At 59.5% G+C, this 23,460-nt stretch carries 27 protein-coding genes, 1 tRNA gene and 1 pseudogene; 16 read left to right on the plus strand and 13 right to left on the minus strand.

Annotation, left to right across the window (positions count from 1 at the left end; translation table 11 throughout):
- On the plus strand, window positions 1-724 hold a 724-nt coding region (locus tag GSQ83_RS25980), incomplete at its 5' end, for an ABC transporter permease (RefSeq protein ID WP_305782251.1).
- Between the two features lie 1,355 nt (window positions 725-2,079).
- Here the strand turns inward: GSQ83_RS25980 and GSQ83_RS25985 are convergent.
- Window positions 2,080-3,081: a cyclase family protein gene (locus GSQ83_RS25985; protein WP_158805780.1), complete on the minus strand. Its 1,002-nt coding sequence runs from the start codon at window positions 3,079-3,081 to the stop codon at window positions 2,080-2,082.
- A gap of 1,416 nt (window positions 3,082-4,497) precedes the next feature.
- Here GSQ83_RS25985 and GSQ83_RS25990 point away from each other — a divergent pair.
- The 4 genes from GSQ83_RS25990 to GSQ83_RS26005 all read left to right on the plus strand — a co-directional run bounded on the left by GSQ83_RS25990 (window position 4,498) and on the right by GSQ83_RS26005 (window position 8,712).
- Window positions 4,498-4,722 (plus strand): type II toxin-antitoxin system HicB family antitoxin, encoded by a 225-nt coding sequence (locus GSQ83_RS25990; RefSeq protein WP_254065914.1) that lies wholly within the window; start codon window positions 4,498-4,500, stop codon window positions 4,720-4,722.
- A 622-nt stretch (window positions 4,723-5,344) separates the two neighbouring features.
- Complete coding sequence (locus tag GSQ83_RS25995; protein WP_216850588.1) at window positions 5,345-5,935, plus strand: cytochrome P460 family protein; 591 nt, start codon at window positions 5,345-5,347, stop codon at window positions 5,933-5,935.
- A gap of 1,277 nt (window positions 5,936-7,212) precedes the next feature.
- Complete coding sequence (locus GSQ83_RS26000) at window positions 7,213-7,587, plus strand: YidB family protein (protein ID WP_158805782.1); 375 nt, start codon at window positions 7,213-7,215, stop codon at window positions 7,585-7,587.
- A 948-nt stretch (window positions 7,588-8,535) separates the two neighbouring features.
- On the plus strand, window positions 8,536-8,712 hold the full coding sequence (locus GSQ83_RS26005) for a hypothetical protein (RefSeq protein ID WP_158805783.1): 177 nt from the start codon (window positions 8,536-8,538) through the stop codon (window positions 8,710-8,712).
- Between the two features lie 77 nt (window positions 8,713-8,789).
- Here GSQ83_RS26005 and GSQ83_RS26010 read toward each other — a convergent pair whose 3' ends face one another.
- Window positions 8,790-9,209 carry a type II toxin-antitoxin system VapC family toxin gene (locus tag GSQ83_RS26010; protein ID WP_158805784.1) on the minus strand — a complete coding sequence of 140 codons (420 nt, stop codon included), beginning with the start codon at window positions 9,207-9,209 and terminating at the stop codon, window positions 8,790-8,792.
- Complete coding sequence (locus GSQ83_RS26015) at window positions 9,209-9,481, minus strand: FitA-like ribbon-helix-helix domain-containing protein (protein WP_158805785.1); 273 nt, start codon at window positions 9,479-9,481, stop codon at window positions 9,209-9,211. The genes GSQ83_RS26010 and GSQ83_RS26015 overlap by 1 nt, the downstream gene beginning before the upstream one ends.
- Window positions 9,482-10,203: 722 nt before the next feature.
- Between GSQ83_RS26015 and GSQ83_RS30760 the strand changes: the two genes are divergently transcribed.
- Window positions 10,204-10,515 carry a hypothetical protein gene (locus GSQ83_RS30760; RefSeq protein WP_254065915.1) on the plus strand — a complete coding sequence of 104 codons (312 nt, stop codon included), beginning with the start codon at window positions 10,204-10,206 and terminating at the stop codon, window positions 10,513-10,515.
- Window positions 10,493-10,669, plus strand: a complete 177-nt coding sequence (locus GSQ83_RS30765) for a sensor histidine kinase KdpD (RefSeq protein WP_254065916.1) — start codon at window positions 10,493-10,495, stop codon at window positions 10,667-10,669. The genes GSQ83_RS30760 and GSQ83_RS30765 overlap by 23 nt, the downstream gene beginning before the upstream one ends.
- A 13-nt stretch (window positions 10,670-10,682) precedes the next feature.
- On the opposite strand, the gene GSQ83_RS26025 is transcribed toward GSQ83_RS30765, so the two are convergent.
- Window positions 10,683-11,042 carry a response regulator gene (locus GSQ83_RS26025; protein ID WP_254065947.1) on the minus strand — a complete coding sequence of 120 codons (360 nt, stop codon included), beginning with the start codon at window positions 11,040-11,042 and terminating at the stop codon, window positions 10,683-10,685.
- Window positions 11,043-11,328: 286 nt separating this feature from the next.
- Between GSQ83_RS26025 and GSQ83_RS26030 the strand changes: the two genes are divergently transcribed.
- Window positions 11,329-11,565 carry a 4-fold beta flower protein gene (locus GSQ83_RS26030; protein WP_158805788.1) on the plus strand — a complete coding sequence of 79 codons (237 nt, stop codon included), beginning with the start codon at window positions 11,329-11,331 and terminating at the stop codon, window positions 11,563-11,565.
- Between the two features lie 361 nt (window positions 11,566-11,926).
- On the opposite strand, the gene GSQ83_RS26035 is transcribed toward GSQ83_RS26030, so the two are convergent.
- Together GSQ83_RS26035 and GSQ83_RS30160 are read right to left on the minus strand one after the other, a co-directional pair.
- Window positions 11,927-12,067 carry a DUF2934 domain-containing protein gene (locus GSQ83_RS26035; protein WP_158806072.1) on the minus strand — a complete coding sequence of 47 codons (141 nt, stop codon included), beginning with the start codon at window positions 12,065-12,067 and terminating at the stop codon, window positions 11,927-11,929.
- 910 nt (window positions 12,068-12,977) lie between these two features.
- A complete protein-coding gene (locus tag GSQ83_RS30160; RefSeq protein ID WP_216850589.1) occupies window positions 12,978-13,397 on the minus strand; it encodes a hypothetical protein in 420 nt (139 codons plus the stop codon).
- Between the two features lie 232 nt (window positions 13,398-13,629).
- On the opposite strand from GSQ83_RS30160, the gene GSQ83_RS26040 reads away from it, so the two are divergent.
- Window positions 13,630-13,881 carry a hypothetical protein gene (locus GSQ83_RS26040; RefSeq protein ID WP_158805789.1) on the plus strand — a complete coding sequence of 84 codons (252 nt, stop codon included), beginning with the start codon at window positions 13,630-13,632 and terminating at the stop codon, window positions 13,879-13,881.
- Window positions 13,882-15,216: 1,335 nt separating this feature from the next.
- Here the strand turns inward: GSQ83_RS26040 and GSQ83_RS26045 are convergent.
- The 4 genes from GSQ83_RS26045 to GSQ83_RS26060 all read right to left on the minus strand — a co-directional run bounded on the left by GSQ83_RS26045 (window position 15,217) and on the right by GSQ83_RS26060 (window position 17,104).
- On the minus strand, window positions 15,217-15,660 hold the full coding sequence (locus GSQ83_RS26045) for an NUDIX hydrolase (RefSeq protein WP_158805790.1): 444 nt from the start codon (window positions 15,658-15,660) through the stop codon (window positions 15,217-15,219).
- A 68-nt stretch (window positions 15,661-15,728) separates the two neighbouring features.
- Window positions 15,729-16,013, minus strand: coding sequence for a hypothetical protein (locus GSQ83_RS26050; protein WP_158805791.1), 285 nt, complete (start codon window positions 16,011-16,013; stop codon window positions 15,729-15,731).
- A 204-nt stretch (window positions 16,014-16,217) separates the two neighbouring features.
- The gene (locus tag GSQ83_RS26055; protein ID WP_158805792.1) at window positions 16,218-16,580 is read right to left on the minus strand and encodes a hypothetical protein; all 363 of its coding nucleotides are present in this window, start codon (window positions 16,578-16,580) and stop codon (window positions 16,218-16,220) included.
- A gap of 104 nt (window positions 16,581-16,684) precedes the next feature.
- Window positions 16,685-17,104 carry a hypothetical protein gene (locus GSQ83_RS26060; RefSeq protein ID WP_158805793.1) on the minus strand — a complete coding sequence of 140 codons (420 nt, stop codon included), beginning with the start codon at window positions 17,102-17,104 and terminating at the stop codon, window positions 16,685-16,687.
- Window positions 17,105-17,640: 536 nt separating this feature from the next.
- Here GSQ83_RS26060 and GSQ83_RS26065 point away from each other — a divergent pair.
- The 7 genes and pseudogenes from GSQ83_RS26065 (at window position 17,641) to GSQ83_RS31530 (ending at window position 20,146) form a co-directional block, all read left to right on the plus strand.
- Window positions 17,641-17,952, plus strand: a complete 312-nt coding sequence (locus GSQ83_RS26065) for a hypothetical protein (RefSeq protein ID WP_158805794.1) — start codon at window positions 17,641-17,643, stop codon at window positions 17,950-17,952.
- Window positions 17,953-17,972: 20 nt separating this feature from the next.
- On the plus strand, window positions 17,973-18,476 hold the full coding sequence (locus tag GSQ83_RS26070) for a phage holin family protein (RefSeq protein ID WP_158805795.1): 504 nt from the start codon (window positions 17,973-17,975) through the stop codon (window positions 18,474-18,476).
- A complete protein-coding gene (locus tag GSQ83_RS26075; protein WP_158805796.1) occupies window positions 18,473-18,748 on the plus strand; it encodes a hypothetical protein in 276 nt (91 codons plus the stop codon). The genes GSQ83_RS26070 and GSQ83_RS26075 overlap by 4 nt, the downstream gene beginning before the upstream one ends.
- A 407-nt stretch (window positions 18,749-19,155) precedes the next feature.
- Window positions 19,156-19,392: a CsbD family protein gene (locus GSQ83_RS26080; RefSeq protein WP_158805797.1), complete on the plus strand. Its 237-nt coding sequence runs from the start codon at window positions 19,156-19,158 to the stop codon at window positions 19,390-19,392.
- Window positions 19,393-19,743: 351 nt separating this feature from the next.
- A tRNA-Gly gene (locus GSQ83_RS26085) sits at window positions 19,744-19,814 on the plus strand.
- Between the two features lie 93 nt (window positions 19,815-19,907).
- Window positions 19,908-20,021: pseudogene (locus tag GSQ83_RS26090) on the plus strand (MarR family transcriptional regulator); the annotation flags it as partial.
- A gap of 29 nt (window positions 20,022-20,050) precedes the next feature.
- Window positions 20,051-20,146 (plus strand): helix-turn-helix domain-containing protein, encoded by a 96-nt coding sequence (locus tag GSQ83_RS31530; RefSeq protein ID WP_158806073.1) that lies wholly within the window; start codon window positions 20,051-20,053, stop codon window positions 20,144-20,146.
- 840 nt (window positions 20,147-20,986) lie between these two features.
- Here GSQ83_RS31530 and GSQ83_RS31535 read toward each other — a convergent pair.
- From GSQ83_RS31535 to GSQ83_RS26110, 3 genes are all read right to left on the minus strand, one after another.
- Window positions 20,987-21,382, minus strand: a complete 396-nt coding sequence (locus GSQ83_RS31535) for a 4-fold beta flower protein (protein WP_371418082.1) — start codon at window positions 21,380-21,382, stop codon at window positions 20,987-20,989.
- A 414-nt stretch (window positions 21,383-21,796) separates the two neighbouring features.
- Complete coding sequence (locus tag GSQ83_RS26105) at window positions 21,797-22,873, minus strand: glycosyltransferase (protein ID WP_158805800.1); 1,077 nt, start codon at window positions 22,871-22,873, stop codon at window positions 21,797-21,799.
- Window positions 22,874-22,887: 14 nt separating this feature from the next.
- Window positions 22,888-23,220, minus strand: coding sequence for a hypothetical protein (locus GSQ83_RS26110; RefSeq protein WP_158805801.1), 333 nt, complete (start codon window positions 23,218-23,220; stop codon window positions 22,888-22,890).
- Between the last annotated feature and the right edge of the window lie 240 nt (window positions 23,221-23,460).

Below are 23,460 nucleotides of genomic sequence, written 5' to 3' on the forward strand. Positions count from 1 at the left end.
GCGTGCGGAGAGCCGCGCTATGATCGACATCATCCAGCAATACTGGCGACCTCTTCTCTATACCGACGGCTACGCCATGACCGGGGTAGCGATGACGCTGTGGCTGCTGGTGGTTTCCTGTATCATCGGCTTCTGCCTGGCTGTGCCGCTCGCCATCGCGCGGAATGCTCGCAACCTCTTCATCCGTGGGCCGGTCTGGATCTATGTTTTCGTCTTCACCGGTACGCCGCTCTATGTGCAGCTGCTCATCATCTACACCGGTGTCTATAGCCTGAGCATCGTCCAACATACGAGCTTTCTGAACGCTTTCTTCCGCCAGGGCATAGACTGCACACTACTCGCCTTCGGCCTCAATACCGGGGCCTATACGACGCAGATTTTCGCGGGCGCGATGCGCGACACGGCCTTCGGGGAGATCGAGGCGGCGCGGGCGATCGGCATGTCGAACTTCACCCTCTACCGCCGCATCATCATCCCGAGCGCGCTGCGCCGGGCGCTGCCACTGTACAGCAACGAGGTCATCCTCATGCTGCACTCGACGACACTGGCTTTTACCGCGACAGTGCCGGATATCCTCAAAATTGCGAATGACGCGAATTCGGCGACCTACGAACCCTTCTGGTCCTTCGGCATCGCGGCCGTGCTCTATCTCTGCATTTCCTTCACGCTGATCTTCATTTTTAGGCGTGCCGAATATCGGTTTATGGCCTTTCTCCGGCGGTGAGCGAGGAGCAGGGTAAAAGCTCACCAGTTGGAGTAAGCTCGCGACAGAGGGGCGCACCCACGCTCCGAACCTGCCCGCCCTTCGTCTTCGGTCCTACGCCGCCCCAGATCATCACTAGCGGCGTCCGGGATTTCCTCGCGCGGTCGAGAATCACAGCGTAGGCGCCGGCCGAGAGTTCGCCTCGGTCCCGCCTCGTACTGGCAATTCCGACCACCCTATTAAATTCAACTTCGGCTCGTGACGCCCTCATCTCATCACCCGCCAACTCGCGCGGATCAGGCATGGCTGTCTCCTGTTCGTCCGAGCCTTGCGTATCGCGAACACACCCTTCGCGAGCGACAACGCAGTTTGCGTTTCACTAATGCATTGCGAGCGGCAATGGTTGAGGTTCGGCGTCCGGGTTTCACCAAGCTAGGAAAAGAGGAGCTGTCTGTCCCGGACGCCGAAGGCCAACGCGGGTGAGCGGTCACAGCCGCCTCGTGGGCCGGCGCCACAGAACCGGGCTACGGGCACCCCACCCCAGCGGATCTCGCTTCCGCTGGGCTCGGCTTAAACATGCCGCCGCCGCGCACTTAATGCTCATCAACTTTGCACCTGGGTAAGTGAGGTTTGGCGTCCGGGCTTGCTATCGACACAGTCCCGAACGCCGAAGGCGCGAATTAGCAGCCTAATTTCCGCCTCGCGATGACAGGGGATTATGACTCCACCACGGGAACGGCGCCCCGGCGGCTGTTGGCACCGCCGGCCCGTCAACAACTAGGGCGGCAGCTAGCGCTAGATTAGCAGCGTCACAGTCGGCTGACGTTACGCTTCGTCACATCCTGCCTATGGACTGTCCACTGCCAGAGCAGCGTTCACGGTCCGTTGCGCGCGAAATCGGAACCCGATTAAGGCTTACCGGAAGGCGGCCGGGCGAGGGTGATGAGCCCGCCCGGCCTAACCCTGGACGAGGATGCAACTCCCCCAGGGCTGGCGGCTACTTTAGCATGCGAGTTGTGCCTGCGCAGTTTTGCGCAGGGGTGTCGGTGATGCCGACGCCCCTAAGGGAGTCAACAATCCTTAGACCCTTGCGGGAGGTTTTTCCGCACCTTGCGGTGAACGCTGATTTTATTGGGTGAAATTCCACAGCAGCAACCACCAGCCTAGCCCTGACGCGGCGGAGCTATCTTCCATCTGCGGCGTCGTTTTCTGAACGCCCCGGAAGAATGTCCGCTATCATTTCCTCGCTCGTGTGGCCGCACGCTGTGCCTCATCCGTCTCGAATGCCGCATCCAATGCCAGCCGATCCCATCGCGTCGACTTGGGACCAAAGACCGCGTTTGATGACCTTATGTATCGTCGCCAGAGAGCTGCGATTAGAACATCGCCAACGGGTTCACCGCCGAGCCGGTGGCCCCCTTCATGCGCCACGGCGCTACGGTCACGAAGAACTCCCACCGTCGCTCGTCGGCGCAGGCGGCCACGATTCCGTCCAGCTCGGTCTGGTCGAGCAGCGTGAGGCCCATGTAGGCGATCCCCACCATGTGCATGGGCTCGCTCCAGCGCTCGAAGCCGGGCTGGGTGGGATGGATGTCGTTGTCGGAATCGCTGCTCAGCACGGCCACACGCCGGTCGCGCAGCCACGGCAGGCACGAGGCATGGAGGCCGGTCCCGTGCTTGTAGGTGTTTTCCGATCCACCACCGTTACGCACGAACAGGATGTCGCCCTCGCCGACCCGCACGCCGTGCAGACGCTCGGCAGCCTCAAGGTCTTCCAGCATTATCGCCGAGCCCGGCGCTAGCGGGCCGCCACGCACCTCGGCCACGTCGAGCAGGACGCCGCGACCAACGATGCCGGCCTCGGCAACATGTTCGATCCCCAATCGCACCGCCCCGGCTGGGGTCACGTCCGCGACCGAGAAGCCGTTATACATCCCCTGCGCGCCGGCCGGCGTGAAAACGTGGCACAACGCGTCGAGATGGGTGATGGCGAAGCCGTGGCAAGTCATCCCGACCACGTCGTAACAGCCGGCCTCCTCGGGCAGTGGGTCCTCGTAGCGCTTCATCGCGTAGCTGAAGTTTCGCAACTCCGGCGTGGTAGGCGAAAACTCCCTGGCTAGCGAAACGACACGCCCCGAACGAATCAGCGCCGCCGCCGCGAGTCTCGTCGTTGGTGACATGAAGTTCAGCGTGCCAAGCTGGTCCGCCGCGCCCCATCGCCCCCAATTGGACAATGCCGGCAATGCCTGCTCCAGGTCGGCGTCGTTCGCGATGAACGGCAGTGCAGAGGTTTCGCCGGCGGCCAGCGCCGCCGGGTTCGCCAGCAACGCCGCGCCAGCGATGGCGGCAGCACCCCCCAGGACGTCACGCCGGAACATGCCGGGCGTGTTTCGAGCTTCCGAAGGAGGGCTCATGGGTGACCTCGCATTTTAATGTTGCCGGTTGGCTGGCGCCACCGGCGCTCGAACCCGTCCGGGAACGCCCGGCGCGCCCTCCTCCCCGCCATCATCGCCTGCAGGCCATTCAGCGTATCAGAGATTTTCGACAATTCGGGGAAGCCCAGAGCGTCCCTGCGCGGGTTCCCGCAAGATGGGAACGCCTGACCACGGACGGGTTTCGCCGCCATCCGATTGATGTCCTTTGCTTTAGCTACTGCGCAGGGAGGAGGGTAGGTCGCTTTGTAATTCGGGAGCGCCGAATACGCACCACCGACGGATCGCCTCGTAGGTCACCGCGACGCCACGTGCCGCCAGCATGGGCTCGCCATCATCGCCTTCTCCAGTCACAGTGCTATCAATTTCTGGATAACCTTCAACCTTGCAAGCGCCGCCCAGGCTGGGCCCCGTTCCTCGAGCTGCACGGACCGCGTTCCAGGCCGCAGGTGAACATCAATGTCAATTTCCACATGATGGAACTCACAAGTCGCATTTTCGCGGGCGAGCTTTCTCAAGGCATCATCGAGGATACTACTCCAGTCGGGTCAAGGTAAGCTTTGGGCCGGCAGGACGAGTGAGCCTCATCCAGGCGTTAGTTAATCGCCCGGACCGGCCTGGCGTTATTGAGTTTCTTTGGAGCTTCCCAAATTTTGAGTGCTCAGACTTTCCCGCTAGCCGGACGCGATGCAACTAAGGTGCGCGGCGGCGGTTTTGGTCAATCTTCATGGCGCGCGGGCATCAGTTGGATAGCGGAAGAGCACGCTGGCTCGATCGGGCATCTGCCGCTGCCTATTTGGAAGTTCGGCTCGATCGCCTGCAGCCACGTAGATGACGGCAAGATCCCCGCACTGACCGTCCTATGTCCTAGGACCGAGGTCTCCTCGATGGGACCGCCTTGCGGCCTTGCGCTGGATGAAACCATTTGAAGAGATTGGGTATATTTACGAAGGCTACGACGCGTTCCATAGGGGCGTCCTGCGCACGCCGAACCCTTACAAGCGATGGAGTTCGGCGTGGGTTGGGTGGTCGTGGGCTGGGATCAGTGCGCGCAGCCTGACAGTTAGGCGAAGGTCACAGCGTCGTGAACTTGTCCCCCGGTATCTTCCATTTTTACGAAGCGCTTGTGCACAGCTTTGTGGATAAATATGCGGAGTTATCCCCCGCACCCTGTAGCCGAGCGAGTAAGAGATGGCCTTGCACGCGGATAAAAGTGGCCTGGGAACAGATTATAGCCCGAGGACAGTTGAGTTTGGAAAGTCTTAGTTTCCCGGCACATCTTTGTCGCCCTTCAACCGTCTTGGCGTCTGGAGAGCTGCACCTGCGGCATCATCTCGGAATGATGGGCGCCATCATCTTGGATTGAGTGGGCGGCATCGTCGGAATCCGCACCAGCGGCCGGATTATGCCGGATGGACCTTCGGCGTCATCACGCTGGATCCTGCTTTGCTCGATGACACGGTTGAGCGGGTAAACATCACATTGCCGCGTCGTGTGCTGAAGCGCTTGGATGCCCTGACCCGCGCCGCTGGGGAGAGCCGCTCCGGCTACATCGCGCATCTGACGCTGGAAGAGCACGAAGCTTAAAGAGTCGGTCCCTGCATTCTCTGGCCAGCATTCACCTTCGAATTAGGCCCAATTTTTTAATGCCCTATTACCGTGCCTGCACGGGAAGGCGAGGGGGAGGATTCACCTACTCGCGCTTGGACAACGGCCTCGCTTGCGGCTGAACGCGCTGGCTCTATTCGAGTGGGGAAGGGGAGGGATAGTCACTGGAGGAACGACCAGGGCGATCAGCGGACCCATTTGGATCATGAACGAAATCGACCACTCGGGTGCGCCTTACCGTGACGGCGACTTGCTTGCTTATGGCGGCGCCGGCGCAATGCGGTCCTGGGCAAGCCTACGCGAATTGGACCTCACGCGGTCTACTCGATTTGACACAGGGATGGCACTCCGAAGCGCACCGTCCGCGCGCGCTGTGTTGCAGCCCGGTGGAGACCCTGAACTCGGCCCGCTCGTCGACATCCTCGATCCGCGGATGGGAAGCACACAAGCACGGCGCACTTCGGAACCGCCAGGCGGGAACCGCCCGTTGGGCGACCGCCACAGTGCGATTCGGAAATCCCAGGCACGCTGGTGCGCCTCGGCGTTCAGATCGCATGATAAGTCTTAGGTCATATGCCCGGGCAAACCCGGGGCAGGTGCTTTGAGGACCTACTTTGCGAGCGAGGAGATAAAGATGAGGTGCCCATCCGTCTTGGTAATGCTCGCCGTCGCGTCAGTGGCTGCCGTGGCTGGAGGCGTTGCAATTGCGGCGCAGGACAAGTACTCTTTGAAGATACCGGGGGGCCTCGCCTTCTCTGAATTCAGGGGATATGAGAAATGGCAGGTTATTGGCGTCAGCCAAAACGGTGATTTAATCGCAACAATCCTCGGCAATCCTAAAATGATCGCTGCCTTCGAGGCGGGTATTCCCGGCAACGGCAAGCCTTTCCCCGACGGCGCCAAGATGGCGAAGATCCATTGGAAAGCTATCAAGAACCCGGCGGAACCTGGCGACCCGACGGTGCCGGGCGCCCTGGACGACGTCGACTTCATGGCGAAGGACGGCAAGCGGTTCTCGGATAGCGGGGGCTGGGGTTACGGCGTGTTTGAGTATAACGCCGCCGCCGGAACCTTCAGGGTAGGAGACTTAACCGACAAGCCGCCGCAGGGCCACGACGCTAAGTGCGGCTACGCGTGCCACACGCTCGTTGCCTCGAAAGATTACGTATTCACGGCCTATCCTGCACGATGATGGGCACCCTCCGGGGAGCGGGGTCTGCTGCTCCTAAGCACCGAACGCCGTCATCGAATTCGGAGTTGAGCATGACCATGTTTAGCAACGGCCGCCACGGCATAACCCGCCGCGCTGCAATCACTCGCACGGCGCTTGCGATCGGTGCTGCGACAGCCTCAGCTGCGGTCCGAAAGGCGGAGGCCCAGCAGAAAATCACACAGGCTGCCGCCAAATACCAAGGTACCCCGAATGGTAGCAATCACTGTGGAATCTGCAGCAGTTTCCAGCCGCCGGATGCCTGCGCATTTGTGCAGAGTCCGATAAGTCAGAATGGCTGGTGCCAGCTATATACAGCGAAGAGTTAGACACCAGCGTTCTCGACGCCGCCCGCATCAGCGCTGCCGAGGTGCGTGTCGTCTCCAGCTGAGTCTACCTGAGGACGGCTAACGCGGATTTTCAAGGCCAATGGCGAACAGCCGAAGTTGCAGGGTCAAGCAGCCAACAGGCTACCTTCTTCGGGAGGAGGCTGAGCGTATGCTCGCATTTATCGGCCCGAGGGTTTCATCGCGGCTCAGGTGCGCGCTGCGGCTAAGAAGACCTGGGACGGCGCGCCGGTTGCTGGCATGAGCGGAGATCTATGACGGCAGCACGCGGAGTGACGCGGCCAACATCGCGGCGTGACCTTGCAGATCGTGCGGGATTGGGTGCTGAAGTTCAAAGCAGAGGGCTCCGCTGGGGGCGCTGATCGCCGTACCGGAAAAAACTGTTAGCCCTGCGCCACCTCAGCGCGCTCAACGTTTGCGCCGGTCTTCCTGGTCAAGACAAACTCCGGTTGACTAGGCTGGTTTGGCGCCAGGAGCACTACACTTGACGAACTTGCCTGCGATGTCGCGGCAATGGACAGACTTCGCAGGGCATTTCATGAACTTGCCCTGAGTATCTCGGCATTGAGCAGCGTAGGCAGTCGGAGCGACTAGAATTGCGCTTATAATCAAAGCCGCGGCCAAAAGTCTTTCCATGGCAATTCACTCCTTTTACTCGTGGCCCAACGATATCACAGGTGAAGTGCCAGCGGATATGATCCGGTAGCGCCATCAAACCGACAATGGTCCAAATGATCGGCGTAACCGGAACCCAGAGAAGTAAGTTACGTCCTTCGGGCGGTTTGCCTAGCTCGGCGGCACAACCTTGGGCTATGACTTAGGCTAAGCTGGCGACATGCTTTTACAAATTGGCTTAGCATCCTAGCTGCAAGCGTCGATCCGGCCGTAAATGTTCTGAACCAGGAGATATTTATGAGTGGACTGTTTGGACAATTGCTGCAAGGACTTGAAGGAGCAGATCGAGACAATGTTCCAGCGGTTCACAATGCCCTAACCGACGTCCTCGGCCTTAATACATCGGAAGGCTTAAACGGCCTTCTCAATCGTTTTGGAGCCGGCGGGCTCGGACAACACGTTCAGTCCTGGGCTGGCTCTGGTGGAAACATTCCGATAACGGCCGAGGAGGTTCAAAGCGTGCTATCGAATGAACAGGTGCAGAGTCTGATTCAAAGGACTGGGCTCCCGGTTCAGGCGTTAATGCCTCTCGTCGCCAAACTCCTTCCTCATGCAGTCGACCAGGCAACGCCTGAAGGCAAGATTCCAGAATCGGGCAACGTCAATGTTTAAGCCAGAAACAGCAGCTCCATCGCGTTGGCAGTTGAGTCTGATAGCTGTTTTGTTCCTGCTAGGCACTGCGGCAGTTCCAACGGCATTTGCTCAATCCTCAGTACCTGTGACGGCGACCTGCAAGGACGGAACGACATTTTCAGGGAAATCGAAGCGCGGAGCATGTTCCCACCACGGTGGCGTTCAGACATTCGACTCTGCCTCAGGAAGCCAAGCAGGAGCCTCTCCGCCGACAACCGCGACCTCATCTGCACCGCCGCCGCCTACCGCCCCTGTGAAAAGCTACAGTACTACGGCTAATTTGTCCGCAGTAAAGGTCTGGGTAAATACAGCGAGTAACGTCTATCATTGCCCCGGTACTCGCTACTACGGCAAGACCAAAGCAGGAGAATACATGTCAGAGGCGGCTGCGAAGGCGAAAGGCGATCGGCCATCTCGTGGTAAGGTCTGTAGCTAGTGACGCATGGCCTTACCCGATGCCGCCGGGCAAGGCCAGCCACACCGGAAGGTGCCGGTCACAACGATTTACAGAAAAGCGTGGCCGACGTTAAAAACGGAGAGCTACTGACCGGTCAACTACTGCGATGGTCGCCTGAGTTGGCGGTCAGCGCTTTGGAACCGGTCTAGGAACACGGACCCCTGATGCACGCTAGGTTTGCTTTGCCATGCCTAAACAGGAGGGGAGGGGGAGTTGCCTTGATCCTGAGCCCCGGAATTCAGCGGACCGTCACGTGGCTGCTAATCGCCGAGCGATTTCCGCCCATGTCCCGCTACAGGCAGACCGCACCTCTTCAAAACTCGCTCAGCAGCCACATAGACGACACAGACAATCTGCGTGACCAGGAACTTGCCAATCGGTCCGGCCGGTACAGTGGGAGATCGCAGAACACAACACCAGCTTCGCCGCTGTCCGCCAACGCGTTGTGCACCAGCCGGTTTAGCTTGGCGATGACCAAACCGGCCCGGCGGGTGCGGCAGGAAGCCAGCGCGGCGGCGAGCTGCGGCCGATCGGCGCTTGCCGCCCTCCACCTTGTGGAACTCCGCCACTACCTCGCCGCCGGCCTGGGTGACGTGCGTCGCTACGGCTTGGCGCTGCGCCTCAAGGCGAGCCCGGATCGGCCCTAGCTGTCGGTGCTGACACGAAGGTAGGCGACGAACCGCCCTGGCTCCCGCTTGGTCATGCAACCTGAGTACTGGAGCGGCTACTCATCCCACGGGTTGACGATCGCCACACCCACGCTCTCAAAGTCGGCCACGTTGCGGGTGACGACGCTCGCCCCGCGCACGCGCGCAATTGCGGCCAGCATGAGATCTACGGTCCCGCTCGGCGGCCCAACCTTCCGCCGCGCTGCGAATACCTCGGCATAGGCAGCAGCCGCTTCGGTATCGAATGGCAGGATGCGACCGTCAAAGTCATCGGCGAACATGGCGCGTGCGGCCTCCTCTAGGTCGGCCCGGCGACGACCGCTCGGCATGATGGCAAGGCCGGAAAGGATCTCTGCTTGACACACGGCGGCTGTGAACAACTCATCCGATGACTGGCGGACAATCCAGTCCGCGATTTTGCGCTCAGGTTCGGGACGCATGATCTCGGAGAGCATATTGGTATCGAGCATCAGCATCAGTCGAACCGGGGCGGCTCGCGGACCGGTTCGCGCGGAGGCAGTTCGAGATCGACCCCGCCCAGTGGTGCAAAACGGGCACGAATTCGGTCGTATAGGTGGCGCATAGGCGGAGCGCCCTGCGGCGTCAGCGCGGTTTGCAAGATGCGGCGCGCCTCCGCTTCCATCGACTGGCCGTGCTGGGCGGCGCGGATGCGCAGCCGTTCTTTGAGAGCCGGATCTAGATTACGGATGGTGATCGAGGCTGGGGCAGGGTGCCTGCTGGCATGCATACCCTATTGTAATCAATGATTGCACTGATGTCAAAATTGCCATGTCACACGCGTCGGCTGTTTTAGGTAGTCAGCGATGGTGTCCGGCAATCGATTAGGCGTTGGAAGATCGCGACATCATCTTTTGTCAAGCGTTGTGCGATCTTCCCCCCTTCCACACCTGATTGCAGTCTGCATCCTACGACGTGCCGAAACATACGAGCAGCGGCTATCCCGTCATCGCACTCTGCGCGGGGAACAGCACCCTGATCGGCGGCGGGGCGATACGTCCGTGGTTTGCGATGGCGGCAATGATGTCTATGGTTTCTCAACGGCCATGCCGGCGGCGAGCAAGACATCTACAACTTCAATGCAAGTAGCCAGCTGGCTTTCGGCGGCTACACCGGCGACGCAATCAGAACGGAAGCGGTCGGCTCGACAGGTGATCTTATCCAGCTCACCGACGGCACGATCATCAACCTCGTGGGCGTGAACCATACGGTGTTTGCGTAGACATCGCGCGCTCAACACGATTGAACGAGGTCGAGACTGCGTCTGAGACAGGGGTTTGGGTCTCGGATGATGCTCCAAAAGCCGTGAGCACGGGAACAGGGCAGACCCGCTCCTCGCCGCATCCACTTGTCCGGACCATGCGATAATGAAGCGCTCCCGGCGTCCAGGCTTTCGCGAGCCTGCGCTCTGGGGAGCTTGTTAAACCTGATCACTGGTGAGTGGCCTCAGTTATGGCGGTTGCCTACCTCAATGGTATCGGCACCAGCGTGTCGCGGAACGACGTCCACGACGCATTTGTCCGCTTTGCTAATTCCTTTCTTGAGGATCCGCGCCGGGCGCGGCTGTTTCGCCGCATGGCGGAGCGTTCCGGGATTGCCCATCGCTATTCCGTTTTGGTGCCAGCGGATAACCGGGGAAGCACCGCTGTGGATGATGGTGGCTTCTATACGCGCGGTGCACTTCCCTCCTCGGCGCGCCGCATGGCACTTTACGAACGCACTGCCTTGCCACTCGCACTTGATGTTCCAGCCTTTTTACCGTAACTCGCTAAGACCAACTCAGCAGGGGCTTGGCCTAGGGCTCTACATCGCCTCAATGATTGCTCAGGCGCATGGCGGCAGGCTAGACGTCACCTCCACCCCAGCTGAAACACGCTTTACGTTTCGTATGCCGGTCAATAGCTGGGTTCCTAGCTAGTTCTTGTGTGCTCTTACGAGAGAGCTCGGGTCTTGCCACCAAGTTCAACGACGAGGGCCGCGAGTTCAGCGAACGAGAAAGGTTTCAGTAGAAGGGGAGCCCCTGCGTGGCGCGTTCCAACGAGAACCCCAGAGCCGTGTCCAGTCGCGAAGGCAAAAGGTATCCCCTTAAGCGCGAGCGCATCCGCAACAGGCAGGCTGAGCTCATGGCCGCCTAGGGAGACGTCGATGAGGGCCACGTCGAGAGGTTCGGTATCTAACAAGGCAAGCGCAACATCGACACTCATCGCTGGGCCAATCACCAGGCAACCGAGGTCAGCGAGCATGTCCTCTAAGAGGAGCGCGACGAGGGCTTCATCTTCAACCACCAGCACCCGCAAGCCTACCAAGGCTCCCTCTTTAGGCAGAACGGGAAGATCAGAGGGTGGAACAGCCATGGGCCAGCCATGCGCTCAGACCGTCCCGGTAACAACCTACATCTTCGAGGCAATCTAGCGTCATTCATAAGGGTGCTGCCCCGCCGGTCTCCCAACATAGGCGCATCGGCGCATCAAGGGAGGTTCGCTGTCGAAGCAGGGGTAGTGGATAAGCCATCCCCTTTTTCCATGTCTGTCAAACACTAGATGAAGATGTTGTAGATCCTTGCTGGGAGAACTCTTCATGAAGCCTGAAGGCCGGACAAAAATGCTCATTCACGACGATGACGGTACGGCGATCGCCTATACACGCGAGGGCATCGTCTACAGCGTCGGGTCCGGGTCGCGGATCGCCAAGCTCCAAGCAGGCCAGATCTATTCGATAGACGGTCAATTCCTCGGGACACGCCTGCCTTCGGGGAAGGTTCGCGGGGTAGAGGGGGAGCCAGCGGCCTTCCTGAGGCTCGTTCGGAAAGACTAGGCCATGACCAAGAAACGCACCGACTCAGAAGACATCGGAATGACGATGGCGGCGCTCTTTGCGGCGCTGGTCCGCAGCCTCGAAAAAAATCGATCCCGGTCTTGAGGAGCGCTTTCTCGACGACCTCAATGACACACTCAATGAGATGCGGGGGGTATGAGGATGACCCCCACTGCGCCCAGGAAACGATTGTCTGGACAAGCGATTATAAAACGACATGTGCCGTGAGGGCGCTCTAACCGGCATGATCCACCCTGGCATCATGCTCGCGCTTTGGTCTCATACGTCGACTACGACGGCATGACCGAGGTCGGGTTCGGCACGGGTTTGGTTCCAGTATTCTTCGGCCCGACCTTCAGGACTACCATCCTACTGCCAGAGAATATAAGCGCGCTCGAATGTGCTGGTCACGAGCACGATACCAGTAATCGTCAGCACCTCCCTCAGGGCGGCCATCCAGTTCCCAGAGAAAGTAGGCACGCTCGCGAACGGCCTGCTCCAGTGTCTCACGCGTCTCGGACGAGTATCTCGATTGTCTCCATACGGCGCAAGAGCCCCTCCGCGGCTAATGTGCATCCTCGCGGTAAGGCTTCTTAATTCTGCGTCAGGCACAACTGCGCATGGGCAACCGCCTCCAACGCTTTAGTTTGGTAATCGATATCCGAAGCAGTGGCTGGACCACCTAATGTAATCGGAAACGTATGGACGACTGCTCCGTCACTATTTAAAATATCGACCTCGGTTGATCAGGTTGTAAATGTGCTGCCTGGAACAGCTCCAGCTCCAGCGCTCGGCAACTTGGGCAACCGACAGGCGCGACATCAATTACCTTTCACAGGATTCTCCTGGGATATCGCACCGTGCGCAGAAACCTCTGCCAGAGGGTCTCAGCATTGTTGAACCCCCTTAGGGCAGATGCGTGTCCCATCCAGCTGATAGTCCGGCAGGTTGCAGAGAGTTACTGGCTAGGGGTTGACGCCACCGTCGGGGTGACGCCGTTCGAAACACACTGCGGATGTGCCCGAGCACCTGCCACCTGCGCCGCACCGAGCCCCACGATGAAGCCGATGCAAAGAGCTGTTACCGTCCAGAACATGAGGCGTGAGGCAGGGCTAAAGCCCCGCAAAGAGGTGGTAAGGTCCACTGCAATGTCCTGAAGATCTGTGAAATAGCGGGCGTTTTCAATTCCGCTAAAATGCCGGCGAGTAACCGATCGAGCAATGCGCCGAAAGTGGATGGCGCGAACGCGTGGCTAACGAGTTTGAGGGGTATCGGCAGTGCCGACGTCCTTCTGGCAGGAGGTTCCGCGCACGGTGCGCATAACCTCCGCGACGAGGGTCTTCATAATGCAAAGTCCTTATGTGGGATTGCGCAGTTGGCCCCAGATTTGGGGAATGCCCGAGCGGCTCGGACTACGGATTGCACGCCTGCGGGCTACCCGGGAAATCGGAGCACCCTACGCCATCTTCGCTCGACGTCCATAAGAATCGCAGCTCTCGCGCCTTGTTCTGTCCGACGACCGAGGCGTCGATTGCTCGCACGTTCCCGCCGTCCCCGAACTTTACCTGGACTGTCCCGGCGCCTGGTCCCCCGCCAATGTAGTTGCTCGTGAAGGTGAGTTCGCCGCTCTCGTCCTGTTCTCCGTCAACTCCCATCGCACGCTGAACATCATCTCTCGTCGCAACGCGAAGGCTCGATAGGAAGGCGGCGGTTAGGGGAACGCAGGTGCGGTCGGCCGTCAGGACGTCGGGGCTCCCCCAACAGGACAGGTCACCGGCATGGGCTTGCGACGCCAATGTCGCCATCAGGCACGAGGCCACCCACCAGCGCATTTGCACCTCCCGTTACGTTACGGAAGAGTAGCAATAGGAGCCAAGTAGATCAACTCGTTACGGAAATTTGCATATTTGCATACCCTCAACAGTATTCGCGGTACGGACACCCCCAAGCCATTGATCTTGGCGCCGTCGGGATTAGCGACACTCTCCGCCCAAGAGAAAGGGCGGACTCCATTTTCCAGATGGCATCAGTATATTCCTGAGCCTAGGAAATCCGGAGGGAGCGATGCAAAGCCTGGAACAGAAGCGTAAGAGCGCACTCGCTACTCTGCAGTATCAGCGGGACCAGCTCACAGCCGAGCATGACGAAGCCCAGGACCGCGCCAATATCCTTTTTGCGCAACTCCGAAACAACGCCGAGCTGACCAAGAGGATACGGTCTGGCGAAGATCCCGACGCTATCCTTCTTGAGATGCTCGAGGTCGACTGGTCGCCGGTCTATAGAGCGCCTGGCCAGGGACTTCTCGCCTTCACCTGACCGCCTGGGCGTCCGGGGGTATGGAGCCCTGGTCATTGTCGGATGTTTCGATAGTGAAGGGTACAGTCCGAGCCGCCTTGCCACGACGCTATGCCCTGCGACCTCTGAGGGCCGCCTGGACGAGGTCAACCGTCCAAGAATCGATGAATGTGTTGATGTCTTCTTCTGTGAGGCGATGTCCGCAACCACCGCACACCGCTCCAACATACTCCGCCTCCGACTGGGGCGGACGGGGCGTGCCAAAGTAAATGCCGCCGCATGATGGGCACGCTATCGACAGCTCAGCCACGTCACGCTCCTAGAGCCACAACCTTTGATAGCAAGGAGGCCGGTAGGAGTCTCGATATCCGTGTGGTCTCATGAAGACCTCGACACTTTTTGAGAGTGTCGAGGTATCCACCACAACTCGGACGTGGGCTGGCGGTATTGCCGGAAGGGTCGGCTTATGTGCGGGCCCCTGCCCCTTCGGAAGCTTGGGCGGTTTCGGAGCCGGCGGTCTCTGCGCAGGTTCGTAAGTAGCGGAAGGCCAGCGAAACGGTCTCATCCTGCCCTACCCCAGTATGTCGCGGGCGAGCGAAACTGCGGTTATGACCCGATGGTCGTAGTTGGCGAAGTCTGGGTCGGCGTCGTCTTCGAGGTCAGCAAGCACTACCCTGGCCATTGCCTGCAGCCCCTCCGGAGTATGAGCTTTCAGCTCGGCGCTTCCTCGAGGATTTCGTGCCGGCGCGTGACAAGTTCCCGCTCCAGTCGATCGATCTCCTTTGCGATGTGGCGGCCGCTCATGCGTCAGCCCTCCCCAGCAAGCGCAGACAAGCGACAGAGCGACCATGATTTCCCTCGTCTTCGCAGCCCTCCTCGAGCTGGGCGCTGTGTTGCTGGCGGATCATCTCCTCAAGGACGGTCGCTTCGCCCGCAATCCCTTGGGCGTGATGGCTAGTAGATTCGGCCACCCGCTGGACGGCGCCGCCGATGCGGGTCCAGAGGCCATCCGGGGGAGCGCTCTAAGAGGGGCTACGGCCGTTAGGCGGCCAATCGGTTCATGATCCGTCAGTGACTCGACTTGTTCCTATTTTGTTCTCACTCTGTCAGACATGCCTCTCCGACTGGCCCGAGTGCCAACTCGAGGCCAGTGCCCAGGCTGTAAACGATCAACCACGGTAGCGACGCGGCTGCTCATGCAGCGGCACGGCGACATGCTGATCATGGAGGCCGTGAAGCGGATGCGATCCCAGAAGTGCCGGGTGTCAGCCGCGCCAGTCTTCCTCTGCGCCTCGCACCATCGGTCCTTCTGCTACGGGCCAGATCCAGACTGGGCGCTGGAACTGGTGCCGGAGCCTAGGATGTGACCGCGAGAGCTTTAGGTTTGGCCGCGGCATCGAGCCCCTCCAGGAATTTCGACAAGCCGCCATCGTCAACGAGGGCGTGCGCCTGCGACAGCGGCACCCACATTACCTTGCGTTCGAGGGACTCCTTCCACGCCGCAAGGTGCTCTGACACGTCGAGGCGGAACACCGTAACCTCGGCGGGCACCATCTTGCCCGACCGCAAGCATTTTGTTGTGCGATACCGTCCTATGGGAGTTTTGCTGATCTTGCCAGCAACGCCCGCTTCTTCTCGTGCCTCCAGCAAGGCTACGGCAGCTGGTCGCATCTCTTTTTCCGGGTGTCCTTTGGGAATGATCCACCGCTGCGTGCCGCGCGAGGTGATGAGAAGCACGTGCGACGTTCCGCCGGTCTCCATGACCGGCAGTGCCGCAAATTGCTTAAGGAGTTTTGCCATCGACCTTTAGATGGGGGCGAGGGCAGCTGTGAGCAAAGGAATGGCCGCCAGCCCTGAGTGCTGACGCCTCAGGGGCCCAATGGGCCAGGCTGCTCTTGGAACGTGACTTCCGGCGCCGTCGGCGCTTCCGAGGCCTCCCAGGCACTCCAGGCCGCCGTATCGAAAACCGCCAGAGCCTGGTCGCGATCGATGTCCGCCGCCCTCAGCGCCTCGACTAGGACCACCAGCTGGGCCTCTAACTCTTGCTCGAAGACCACGCGCTCCGTCCCGGTCCGGGCGTGGCCAAACTCCTGGCCGGCGGTTTCACACAGGTCGATGCTGATCGGCGGGTTGAACGTGAGGGGAGGGGTCATTGACAAGCTTGTAGTCCGAGCAACGGGCTGAACAAGATCCCTCGTGCATCCGGGGCAATTCGTCGGACCTAGCGGCCCGGCTCACTGAAGCCATTGGCACGCCAGGCAGCGCGCAATGACGCCCGCACGCCCATCGAGCGGCGGCACAAGTGATAGGTACGCATGAAGTGCCGCCAATCGATTCTCATGGCCGGTCCTCGCTGATCAGAACGCCTCGTCTGGCGGCAAAAGTGAAAGCTGCTCCGCCGCCTTCGGCTTGGCCCCCTTCAGATGATACGCCTTCACAAAGGCCAGGCGATCGCCATTGAACATGTATTGGATATTCAAGAAGAAGAGGCCTTCGGACGGACTGCGGTATAGGAACTCCCGGTCTAGCAGCTCGCGCAAGCCACGCTGATAGGTGCGCTCAACCAAACCCGGACTGTGCTTTCGCGCCAGGTAGAAGCTCATCTCGACTTTGTCGTTGTTCGAACGTTCTCGAAGCTGGGAGTAGACCAACTCGAAGATGGAGAGCCCGGCCTTAGATAATCCCGTCGCCTGCTTCAGGCCGGCCATGAACAGCTTCACGAAGCGTTCGGCGTCGACCCTTCCACTCATACGCGACGGCACGCCCTAGCCGTCGACACTGAACCTGCGGATGATGATCGTCAGCCAGCAGTGCTTCGGCAGATTTATTGAAAGCTGAGCCGCCCCGGCGGCGTGTAAAGCAGGTAGGCGGCTACGGCTTGCGGCCCAAGGTCTGCCACCGCCATCAGCAGGCCGCTGATGCCATGGTAGGGAGGCATCGCTGTCGAAAAGGCATCAAAAGCGAAGTTCAGCGCCAAGCTGGTTCTCGCCCAGCCTTTCCCCTCGCCAATCTTCAACACCATCCAAGCCAGGAACCCTGCCGTCACGATGTAGCCCGCAATCACGACCATCTGGAGCGCTTCGGGATTGAAGGGCATCGTCATCGGAAGATGGTCAGTGATCAGTTTCTCCGTGCTTTGAACGCTGGTGCCGGACTGGTAGATGCCCAAGCCAGTCACCCAAGCCGTCCAGGCCCACAGGATCAGTTCCGCGGCTCGTACAGCCTTTCGCGGGTTGGCCGTCACGTGATCTCCACCCACCGCTTCGTATCGGCACGCATCTCGCGGGTCAGCCCGGCTCATCAAGGAACCTTCAGATAACCACCATCGGCATCGAAAGAAACTGCTAGCGGTGCCGGGCGGACGAGGCGCGCTACTGAGGGATTGTAGCCACCCGAGATCGACGTCGCCTTATCCCTCTTCGCTAGCCCGCCGGCCTTCTTGCCCCTGCCGTGTGTAGCGCGACACCACTGATGGCCGGCCATCAGTCCTGTCGCGCTACATGCCGGGCGCCAGAACGAAATAGAAGCCATGGCGAGAGCGCGAAATTTACGCCAAAATGTGTTCCATCAGAATGGGCCGCACCCGGACAGCGATCTGGGCTTTGAGAAACTCGCGACCAATGGATAGGGTGGTCACGTTTGCGAGGTGGCAGCTAAACCCCACCTGCATCACGTCTATGTCAAGAGGGTCCTCGTGTCCGGAACTTCGGACCACGGTCATTGCGTTCGCGCCGCATCGCCCAATTTTCCTCAGTCTATTTTATTGGCAGGCAGTAAGACATGAGCGACGTTCAGGCGGGCAGTGCCTCATCGACTTCCAAAGATGTCGCAGATGATCTTGCGGTTTTGAAAAGCGACGTGGCGGCTCTCATCAAGGAGATGAAGGATCTGGCCATACGAGAGGGAAGTCGGATCGGACAGAACGCAGCCGAAAAGATTAGCGAGAGTGCCTTTGAAATCTATGGCGGGGTATCGAAACAGACCCAGCGTTCCGCAGAAGCTGTCAGCCAGCATGTGCAGGACTGGCCCATCTCCAGTCTGTTAGTTGCCTTTGTTGGCGGCTTTGCCCTCTCCAAACTCTTCACCCGCTGAGGACGCATTGAATGCCATCAATGGGAAGCCTGGTGAAGTTGGGCGCCACCCTGGCGTTCAATCCAATGACGATGGTGCAGGACGTGCTAGCGTCGGTGCGACGCACTGCAATTTTGATTGTTTGCGCTCTGGTCGCTGGTCTGATCGTCTTGCCGGCAATTGGCTGCCTGATGGCGGCGCTCTGGATTTTTGTGCAGGAACGACTTGGACCTTTCTGGGCTGCAATTATCACAGCGGCGGCAATGCTTCTACTCGCAATCACCGTGTTGCTGATCGGAATCTTGCAGTCAAAGGCCGGCAAGAAGACGCGGGCGCAACGCGATGCGCCCAGGTCTGCGGCAGCTGCTAGTCTATCTGCGTTGCCGCCGCCGAAGGCCATGCTTGAGACTAGCCGCTCCGCTTTCCGTCGTAATAAGGGAACGGTCTTGCTGGCCGCCGGAGTGGCGGGCCTACTGCTGGGTCAGGACCTTCTAAGACCTCGTCCGCAGTATGTGGTCGAACAAAAGGGGCGGAGGCGCAGGTGAGCGAAGAATGGTGGCCCGATGATACGGCTACGCCGCCGCCGGATGGCTCGCACAGAGTGGTTCAGCAGAGCACCGAAGGTGTTCCTCTGTTTTTGAAAGCTCCAGCTGACCCGACCGCTCACCCGTTCTGGACCCCGGAACATGCCGAAGCCGGCGTTTGGTCGCTGCGCGACGCAGCACGGTTGGCGGCTCTGCATACCGGCCTGCGAGATTCAAGTGGCGGTCTTGTGGAAGCCTGGAGCGAGGAAATTACGCCCGATGAGCGAGACTGACGTGATGTAGACGCGCCATCGCTTGTCGATGGTCAGTGATGCAATCGTCCGTTTCGATGCGGCCGATAAGGTCAGGATTATCGACTTTCCTCCACATCACCCAGTCGAGTGCACCGTCCAGTGTCGCGAAGGAACGGCGCGCTGTTGGTGATCCCGCCTCTGGCTCAGATACTTCGGCGTGATAGCCAGGCATATTTGTCCCCAGTGACGATCCCGATCGACAAGCAATGATAGCTCGTGCGTCTCTGGGATATTCAATCTCCGTTTAACTCAGCATCCATCTCGGCACCGCTTTTCTCGCCTGGCAAGCTGCCTCTCGCATCTTCGTGAATGCCCGCGCGCCTAGATGAGGGCGTTGCTAAAGAACGATTCTATCCCCAGGTAGATGGCCTTCCCAGGAGATGCACATGAGCGAGAACAAGTTCAGTGGAACGGTCGATGACATCAAAGGCAAGGTGCAGGATGCTGCCGGCGGTTTGACCGGCGACACCAGCACCCAGACTCGTGGCAAGGCTAATCAGGTGCGTGGCCAGGCGGAAAGCATATTGGGGGATGCTGCAGAGTTGATCCGGGACCAGCCTCTGACGGCAGCGCTGGTCATCTTTGGTGTCGCGTATTTGGCGGGACGTCTGCGCCTACTCTAGGCAAGGCCGAACTCTGAACCAGCCCAGGAGAATGTGCATGGCGACCACAACACTTCGCTGCCTCCGCGTAGCGGCCATAGCGATTCCATTTGCACTTGGCGGGTGCGGAATGTTTGGCTCCTCTAGCGGTAGCCCGACCAATGGCGGGGCGACCCAGGGCACCGGTGCCGGCGGCGCGACTGGAGCAGGTGCCAGTTCAGCCTCTGGCGCGTCGGCAGGTGCCGCTGGTGGGGCTGGAGGCGCTGCCGGAACGAAGTAGCGAAGAATCAGGCGGCCGAAAGTCCTAAGGCGTATGTCCGAAAGGTGGAGTCAAAATTAGCCGGCCGCCACCTCATGCTTTGAAAGGCTTGGGTGGGCGTAGCAGAGTGGTCTTGCAGTGGTTGTCCCAACCGAAGGTGTCGGTTCGATTCCGGCAGCCCGCTTTTCACGATCGTCAACCGAAGAGCAGAATTTCTGTTATCAGAACCCAACTTCCGGAGATGCGCTCTTGATATGGTACGACTGCCGGCCGTTATACCGTGAGGGGCCTGTCGAAGGCGGTTGGGACGCACAAGCCCGCGATCTCTCGCGCCGTGGACGTTCTGGAGAACCACAAGCTAGTTCGGCGTTCGCCAGACCCGACAGACTGACGTTCCGTCCTGATTGAGTTCGTGCTGCCATCCAGGCAGGCGCCACAGTGTCCGCGCTGGCCAAGCAATACGGCACCAGCCGGCAAACGATTATGCGGATACGGAATGCTAAGGCGGCGGCATAACCCGCGTCAGCCGATCATCATCGTTGACACGGCATCTGCCGAAACCCACAGGAGGCTTGATCCATGTCCCAGTCACTGGATCGCCGGATTGCCGCGCTGGAGGCAAAGGCGCCGGGAATGGGCATGCGCGTCGTCACGTTACATGAGCCGTCGGGTATGCCGCCTGCGAAGCGAGCTGTCTATTGCGCGGAGCAGCGCGCTCGATGGGGGAAGCACGCTGGAACGACCGTCGTTATTCGCCGGTTCGTTTCTGAGGCGTTACGACTGGACGCTAATGAGCCAAAGTAAGCAAATGGGGACGGTGCACGACATTCTTGAGAATCAAGGTAAACGGGCAGACCTTGAAGCAGGGCATGCTCGGGAAGTGGTCGAGGCCGCAGCCGCTTATAAGTCTAAGTCCAGGCTCGACGACTCGACGACGAGACGCACTCGATCAGTCGCGATTTCCCAACGAGCTTCTGGGGGCAGCTTCTTGAGAGGCAACGCGCATTGAGCCCATCCGCTATAGGCGAATCCGAGACCGTTTTCCTCATCGGACATATTTGTATGCTCGCTAGATTCCCCGGGATAATTTGGCATCGCACACGGGTGTCCTGAGGTCCTTCGCTAAATTCCCATTTGGCTCGCTAGATTCCCCACTCGCCTGTGGGGAAGGTCAGGGTCATTCCCCTCTGGTCGCTCGCGTCCGGCACCTGAACGACAAGAAGCCCGACCACTGGGTCCGCGTAGCGCTGCTAGATTCGGCTAGCTCGGGTTGAAGCCGACTTCAGTCATGCCGTCGCAGTCGACGTATAAGTATCAATCTCGGTCTCGGTGTCGTTCAAGAGGACACCGACAAGCCTACCCCTGTTGAGACTTTCGATGGTGCTCCGGGTCGCCCATCGGGGTGCGATCCGCATACGGCGGCTTCTCGGGTGGTGGGTCGTATACTGGTAGACCGTGACCGCAGGCATCGCTCATCCCTTCATTGCGCCATCCAGTGCTTCGTATCCGCGCGGAGTGGCTACTCCCCCTCACGAGCCTCATAAAAGCATCTGGAGTGGCGCCCTCCACTCCGCGAACCGACCCAAATGGGGTGCGGCGGCCCAGTTTCTGGCCATCCACTCCGTAGATGACGCCGCCCAGAATGCGGCCAATCCTATGCCCGCTCGAAGTGGCGTAGACTATCCCGTTGGTGACGTAGGCGACCTCTGTGCCGCCCTCGTCGTAGAGGCAAAGCCTATCCAGTCGCTTCATGTCGGGTTCTTACCACTGGTTCCGGCACCAACTCGATCATCCCATCCTGCTGCGGCCCGTGCGTGAAACTGGCGGTGATGGGAGGCGCATAGGTAGACCAAGGCGGCGGGCCACTGGGGCTTAAACGCGGTCTATATCCACCGCACCGTATCGAAGCTGGAGGAGAACGGCATCCGCGATCGCAATCTGTCTCGTGGCGGCGGAGATCACCGCCATGCCTGCTTTTCGGTCATCTCAGCGGTAGAAAGCCGAACTAAGCTCGTAGCTTGTCGCGGGCACGATCATCAACCTCGTGGGCTTGATCGACGGAAAGAAGAATAAGGACCATGGGACCATGGGACGAGTTCCCGACGTAGCGACGCTGCGCATGTGAGCGGCGTCCCTATGTCCGACCGCCACGCTCTGTCCATTGTGTCACGTTTGACTGCAGCGGCCACGCCGACAGGACCGGTCGTCGCGAGAAGAAGTACGGCCGAGGCGTCGGACCAAAGGCGCGAGAACTACGCCTAAAACCAAATCTTTTATCATGGCTTTTGAGCCAAACGTCCAAAAGCTGGCTTCACTGTAGCCGCCCTTACGACATAGATGAACAAATGCTACAAGCCGATCAATGAGACGGGCTGAACACACTTGGGCCCGATCGCTGTATATTGGACCGAGCTCTCTCCATGCCACAGCTGCTTCGGTGGATCGCTGGCGCAGATGTTTTGGAAACGCTTCCATTTTTGATAAATGCGAGAACAGTTCGGCGTCAATCGGCGCGACTCGCGCTAAATAGCCGTAGGTTTCGGATCGATCCTCAAAACGGTAGCGCCAGCGCTCCACCATGCCGGGCTTCGTGCGCTTGCCCGTACCGACTGTGTTGCCACCATGGAGGCGATACTCAGTCAATTCGTCGTCAATATAGCATACCTTCCCCACCGCCGAAGCTATGAGAAAGAAGAACAGGTCGTGACCCATAGCTTCGTCAGGGTAGTAGTGATCCTTCATTTGGCCCCACAAAGCCGCTGCCGGAAGGAGATCGGCCCGAAAGGTTTGCGTAAAGCCGTAAGAGGACATCCAGGGCGGCAACGCCAATCGGGGAGAAATGAATGCGGACGGAGGCTCAGCATAGAGCGGCGAGATCAGGTGACGTTGACCATCAACAACGCGGGCATTGTGAAACGTCAATAACACGTCGGGATCGGCAAAGCTCCCCACCACTCGATCTAGGTTGTTTGGCAACCAAACATCGTCCTGATCACAGAAAGAGATTAAATCACCCGTGCAGAGGCGGGCGATCTTCATAAAATTGGCGCGGTACCCGAGGCGGATTGAGTTGCTATGAATGACGACAGGAAACGGTGCTTCACGGCGAAAGCACTCAAGAATCTCGATCGTACCATCTGTTGAGCCATCGTCGCCCACTATGAGTTCAGTCGGCAGGAAGTGCTGGCCCGTGAGACTGTCGAGCTGCTCTTGCAGATGGATCGCGCCATTATAGGTGGTCATGGCGATGGAGACTCTCACGGCGACGCCTCTGCAATCTGATCGAGTTCAGACCTGTCCTTCGTCCCGCAGAAGGTCAGGGCTGTCATCTTGAAGTGTAGTTCCTTGGGCTCGATCTCGAAATAGCGCAGCCAATGCGAGCAATAAACAGCAGAAAGCAACGGGAAGCCAAGTCGCACACAAGAGTGATTTAGCGAACGCGACAGCCAGAGAGAACCACGGGCTTCACCCTCGCCGCCATAGCACGCAGAGCGGGGAACAGCACCCTGATCGAAACGCTGGTCCTGGGTTTCCTCATAGGAGATTTGGGCACCCACCCTTGCACTGGAATAGTCGTATCCGAACAGCAAAGCGCCTTCGTCAATGGCCTCAATATAAGGAACGCAGCGCTATGGGACTTTTTCCAAATAGTGGAGCGGGACTAATCCGCGTGCTTTGGGAAAAGCCTCTGAGAACGTTGCCACTTTCAATAGGAGCGACCTGTCCCGATCAACTCGCTTCTCCCCTGCGTAACTTCAATAGCCAGTCTGAGAGCCGTGCCCGAGCGGTTCAAGCGATGCCACTTTCCCCGGCGGATTAAACGGCGCCTG

Origin of the sequence: Acidisoma sp. L85, assembly GCF_009765865.1 — a bacterium.
Classification (GTDB): Bacteria; Pseudomonadota; Alphaproteobacteria; order Acetobacterales; family Acetobacteraceae; genus Acidisoma.

Bases quoted from the DNA above. Each gene is read 5' to 3' on its own strand.
- GSQ83_RS25985 (WP_158805780.1), bottom strand. From the start codon at position 3,081: ATGTTCCGGCGTGACGTCCTGGGGGGTGCTGCCGCCATCGCTGGCGCG.
- GSQ83_RS26000 (WP_158805782.1), top strand. From the start codon at position 7,213: ATGAGTGGACTGTTTGGACAATTGCTGCAAGGACTTGAAGGAGCAGAT.
- GSQ83_RS26005 (WP_158805783.1), top strand. From the start codon at position 8,536: ATGACCAAACCGGCCCGGCGGGTGCGGCAGGAAGCCAGCGCGGCGGCG.
- GSQ83_RS26010 (WP_158805784.1), bottom strand. From the start codon at position 9,209: ATGCTGATGCTCGATACCAATATGCTCTCCGAGATCATGCGTCCCGAA.
- GSQ83_RS26015 (WP_158805785.1), bottom strand. From the start codon at position 9,481: ATGCATGCCAGCAGGCACCCTGCCCCAGCCTCGATCACCATCCGTAAT.
- GSQ83_RS30760 (WP_254065915.1), top strand. From the start codon at position 10,204: ATGGCGGTTGCCTACCTCAATGGTATCGGCACCAGCGTGTCGCGGAAC.
- GSQ83_RS30765 (WP_254065916.1), top strand. From the start codon at position 10,493: ATGTTCCAGCCTTTTTACCGTAACTCGCTAAGACCAACTCAGCAGGGG.
- GSQ83_RS26030 (WP_158805788.1), top strand. From the start codon at position 11,329: ATGAAGCCTGAAGGCCGGACAAAAATGCTCATTCACGACGATGACGGT.
- GSQ83_RS30160 (WP_216850589.1), bottom strand. From the start codon at position 13,397: ATGCGCTGGTGGGTGGCCTCGTGCCTGATGGCGACATTGGCGTCGCAA.
- GSQ83_RS26040 (WP_158805789.1), top strand. From the start codon at position 13,630: ATGCAAAGCCTGGAACAGAAGCGTAAGAGCGCACTCGCTACTCTGCAG.
- GSQ83_RS26045 (WP_158805790.1), bottom strand. From the start codon at position 15,660: ATGGCAAAACTCCTTAAGCAATTTGCGGCACTGCCGGTCATGGAGACC.
- GSQ83_RS26050 (WP_158805791.1), bottom strand. From the start codon at position 16,013: ATGACCCCTCCCCTCACGTTCAACCCGCCGATCAGCATCGACCTGTGT.
- GSQ83_RS26065 (WP_158805794.1), top strand. From the start codon at position 17,641: ATGAGCGACGTTCAGGCGGGCAGTGCCTCATCGACTTCCAAAGATGTC.
- GSQ83_RS26070 (WP_158805795.1), top strand. From the start codon at position 17,973: ATGGGAAGCCTGGTGAAGTTGGGCGCCACCCTGGCGTTCAATCCAATG.
- GSQ83_RS26080 (WP_158805797.1), top strand. From the start codon at position 19,156: ATGAGCGAGAACAAGTTCAGTGGAACGGTCGATGACATCAAAGGCAAG.
- GSQ83_RS31535 (WP_371418082.1), bottom strand. From the start codon at position 21,382: ATGAAGCGACTGGATAGGCTTTGCCTCTACGACGAGGGCGGCACAGAG.
- GSQ83_RS26105 (WP_158805800.1), bottom strand. From the start codon at position 22,873: ATGACCACCTATAATGGCGCGATCCATCTGCAAGAGCAGCTCGACAGT.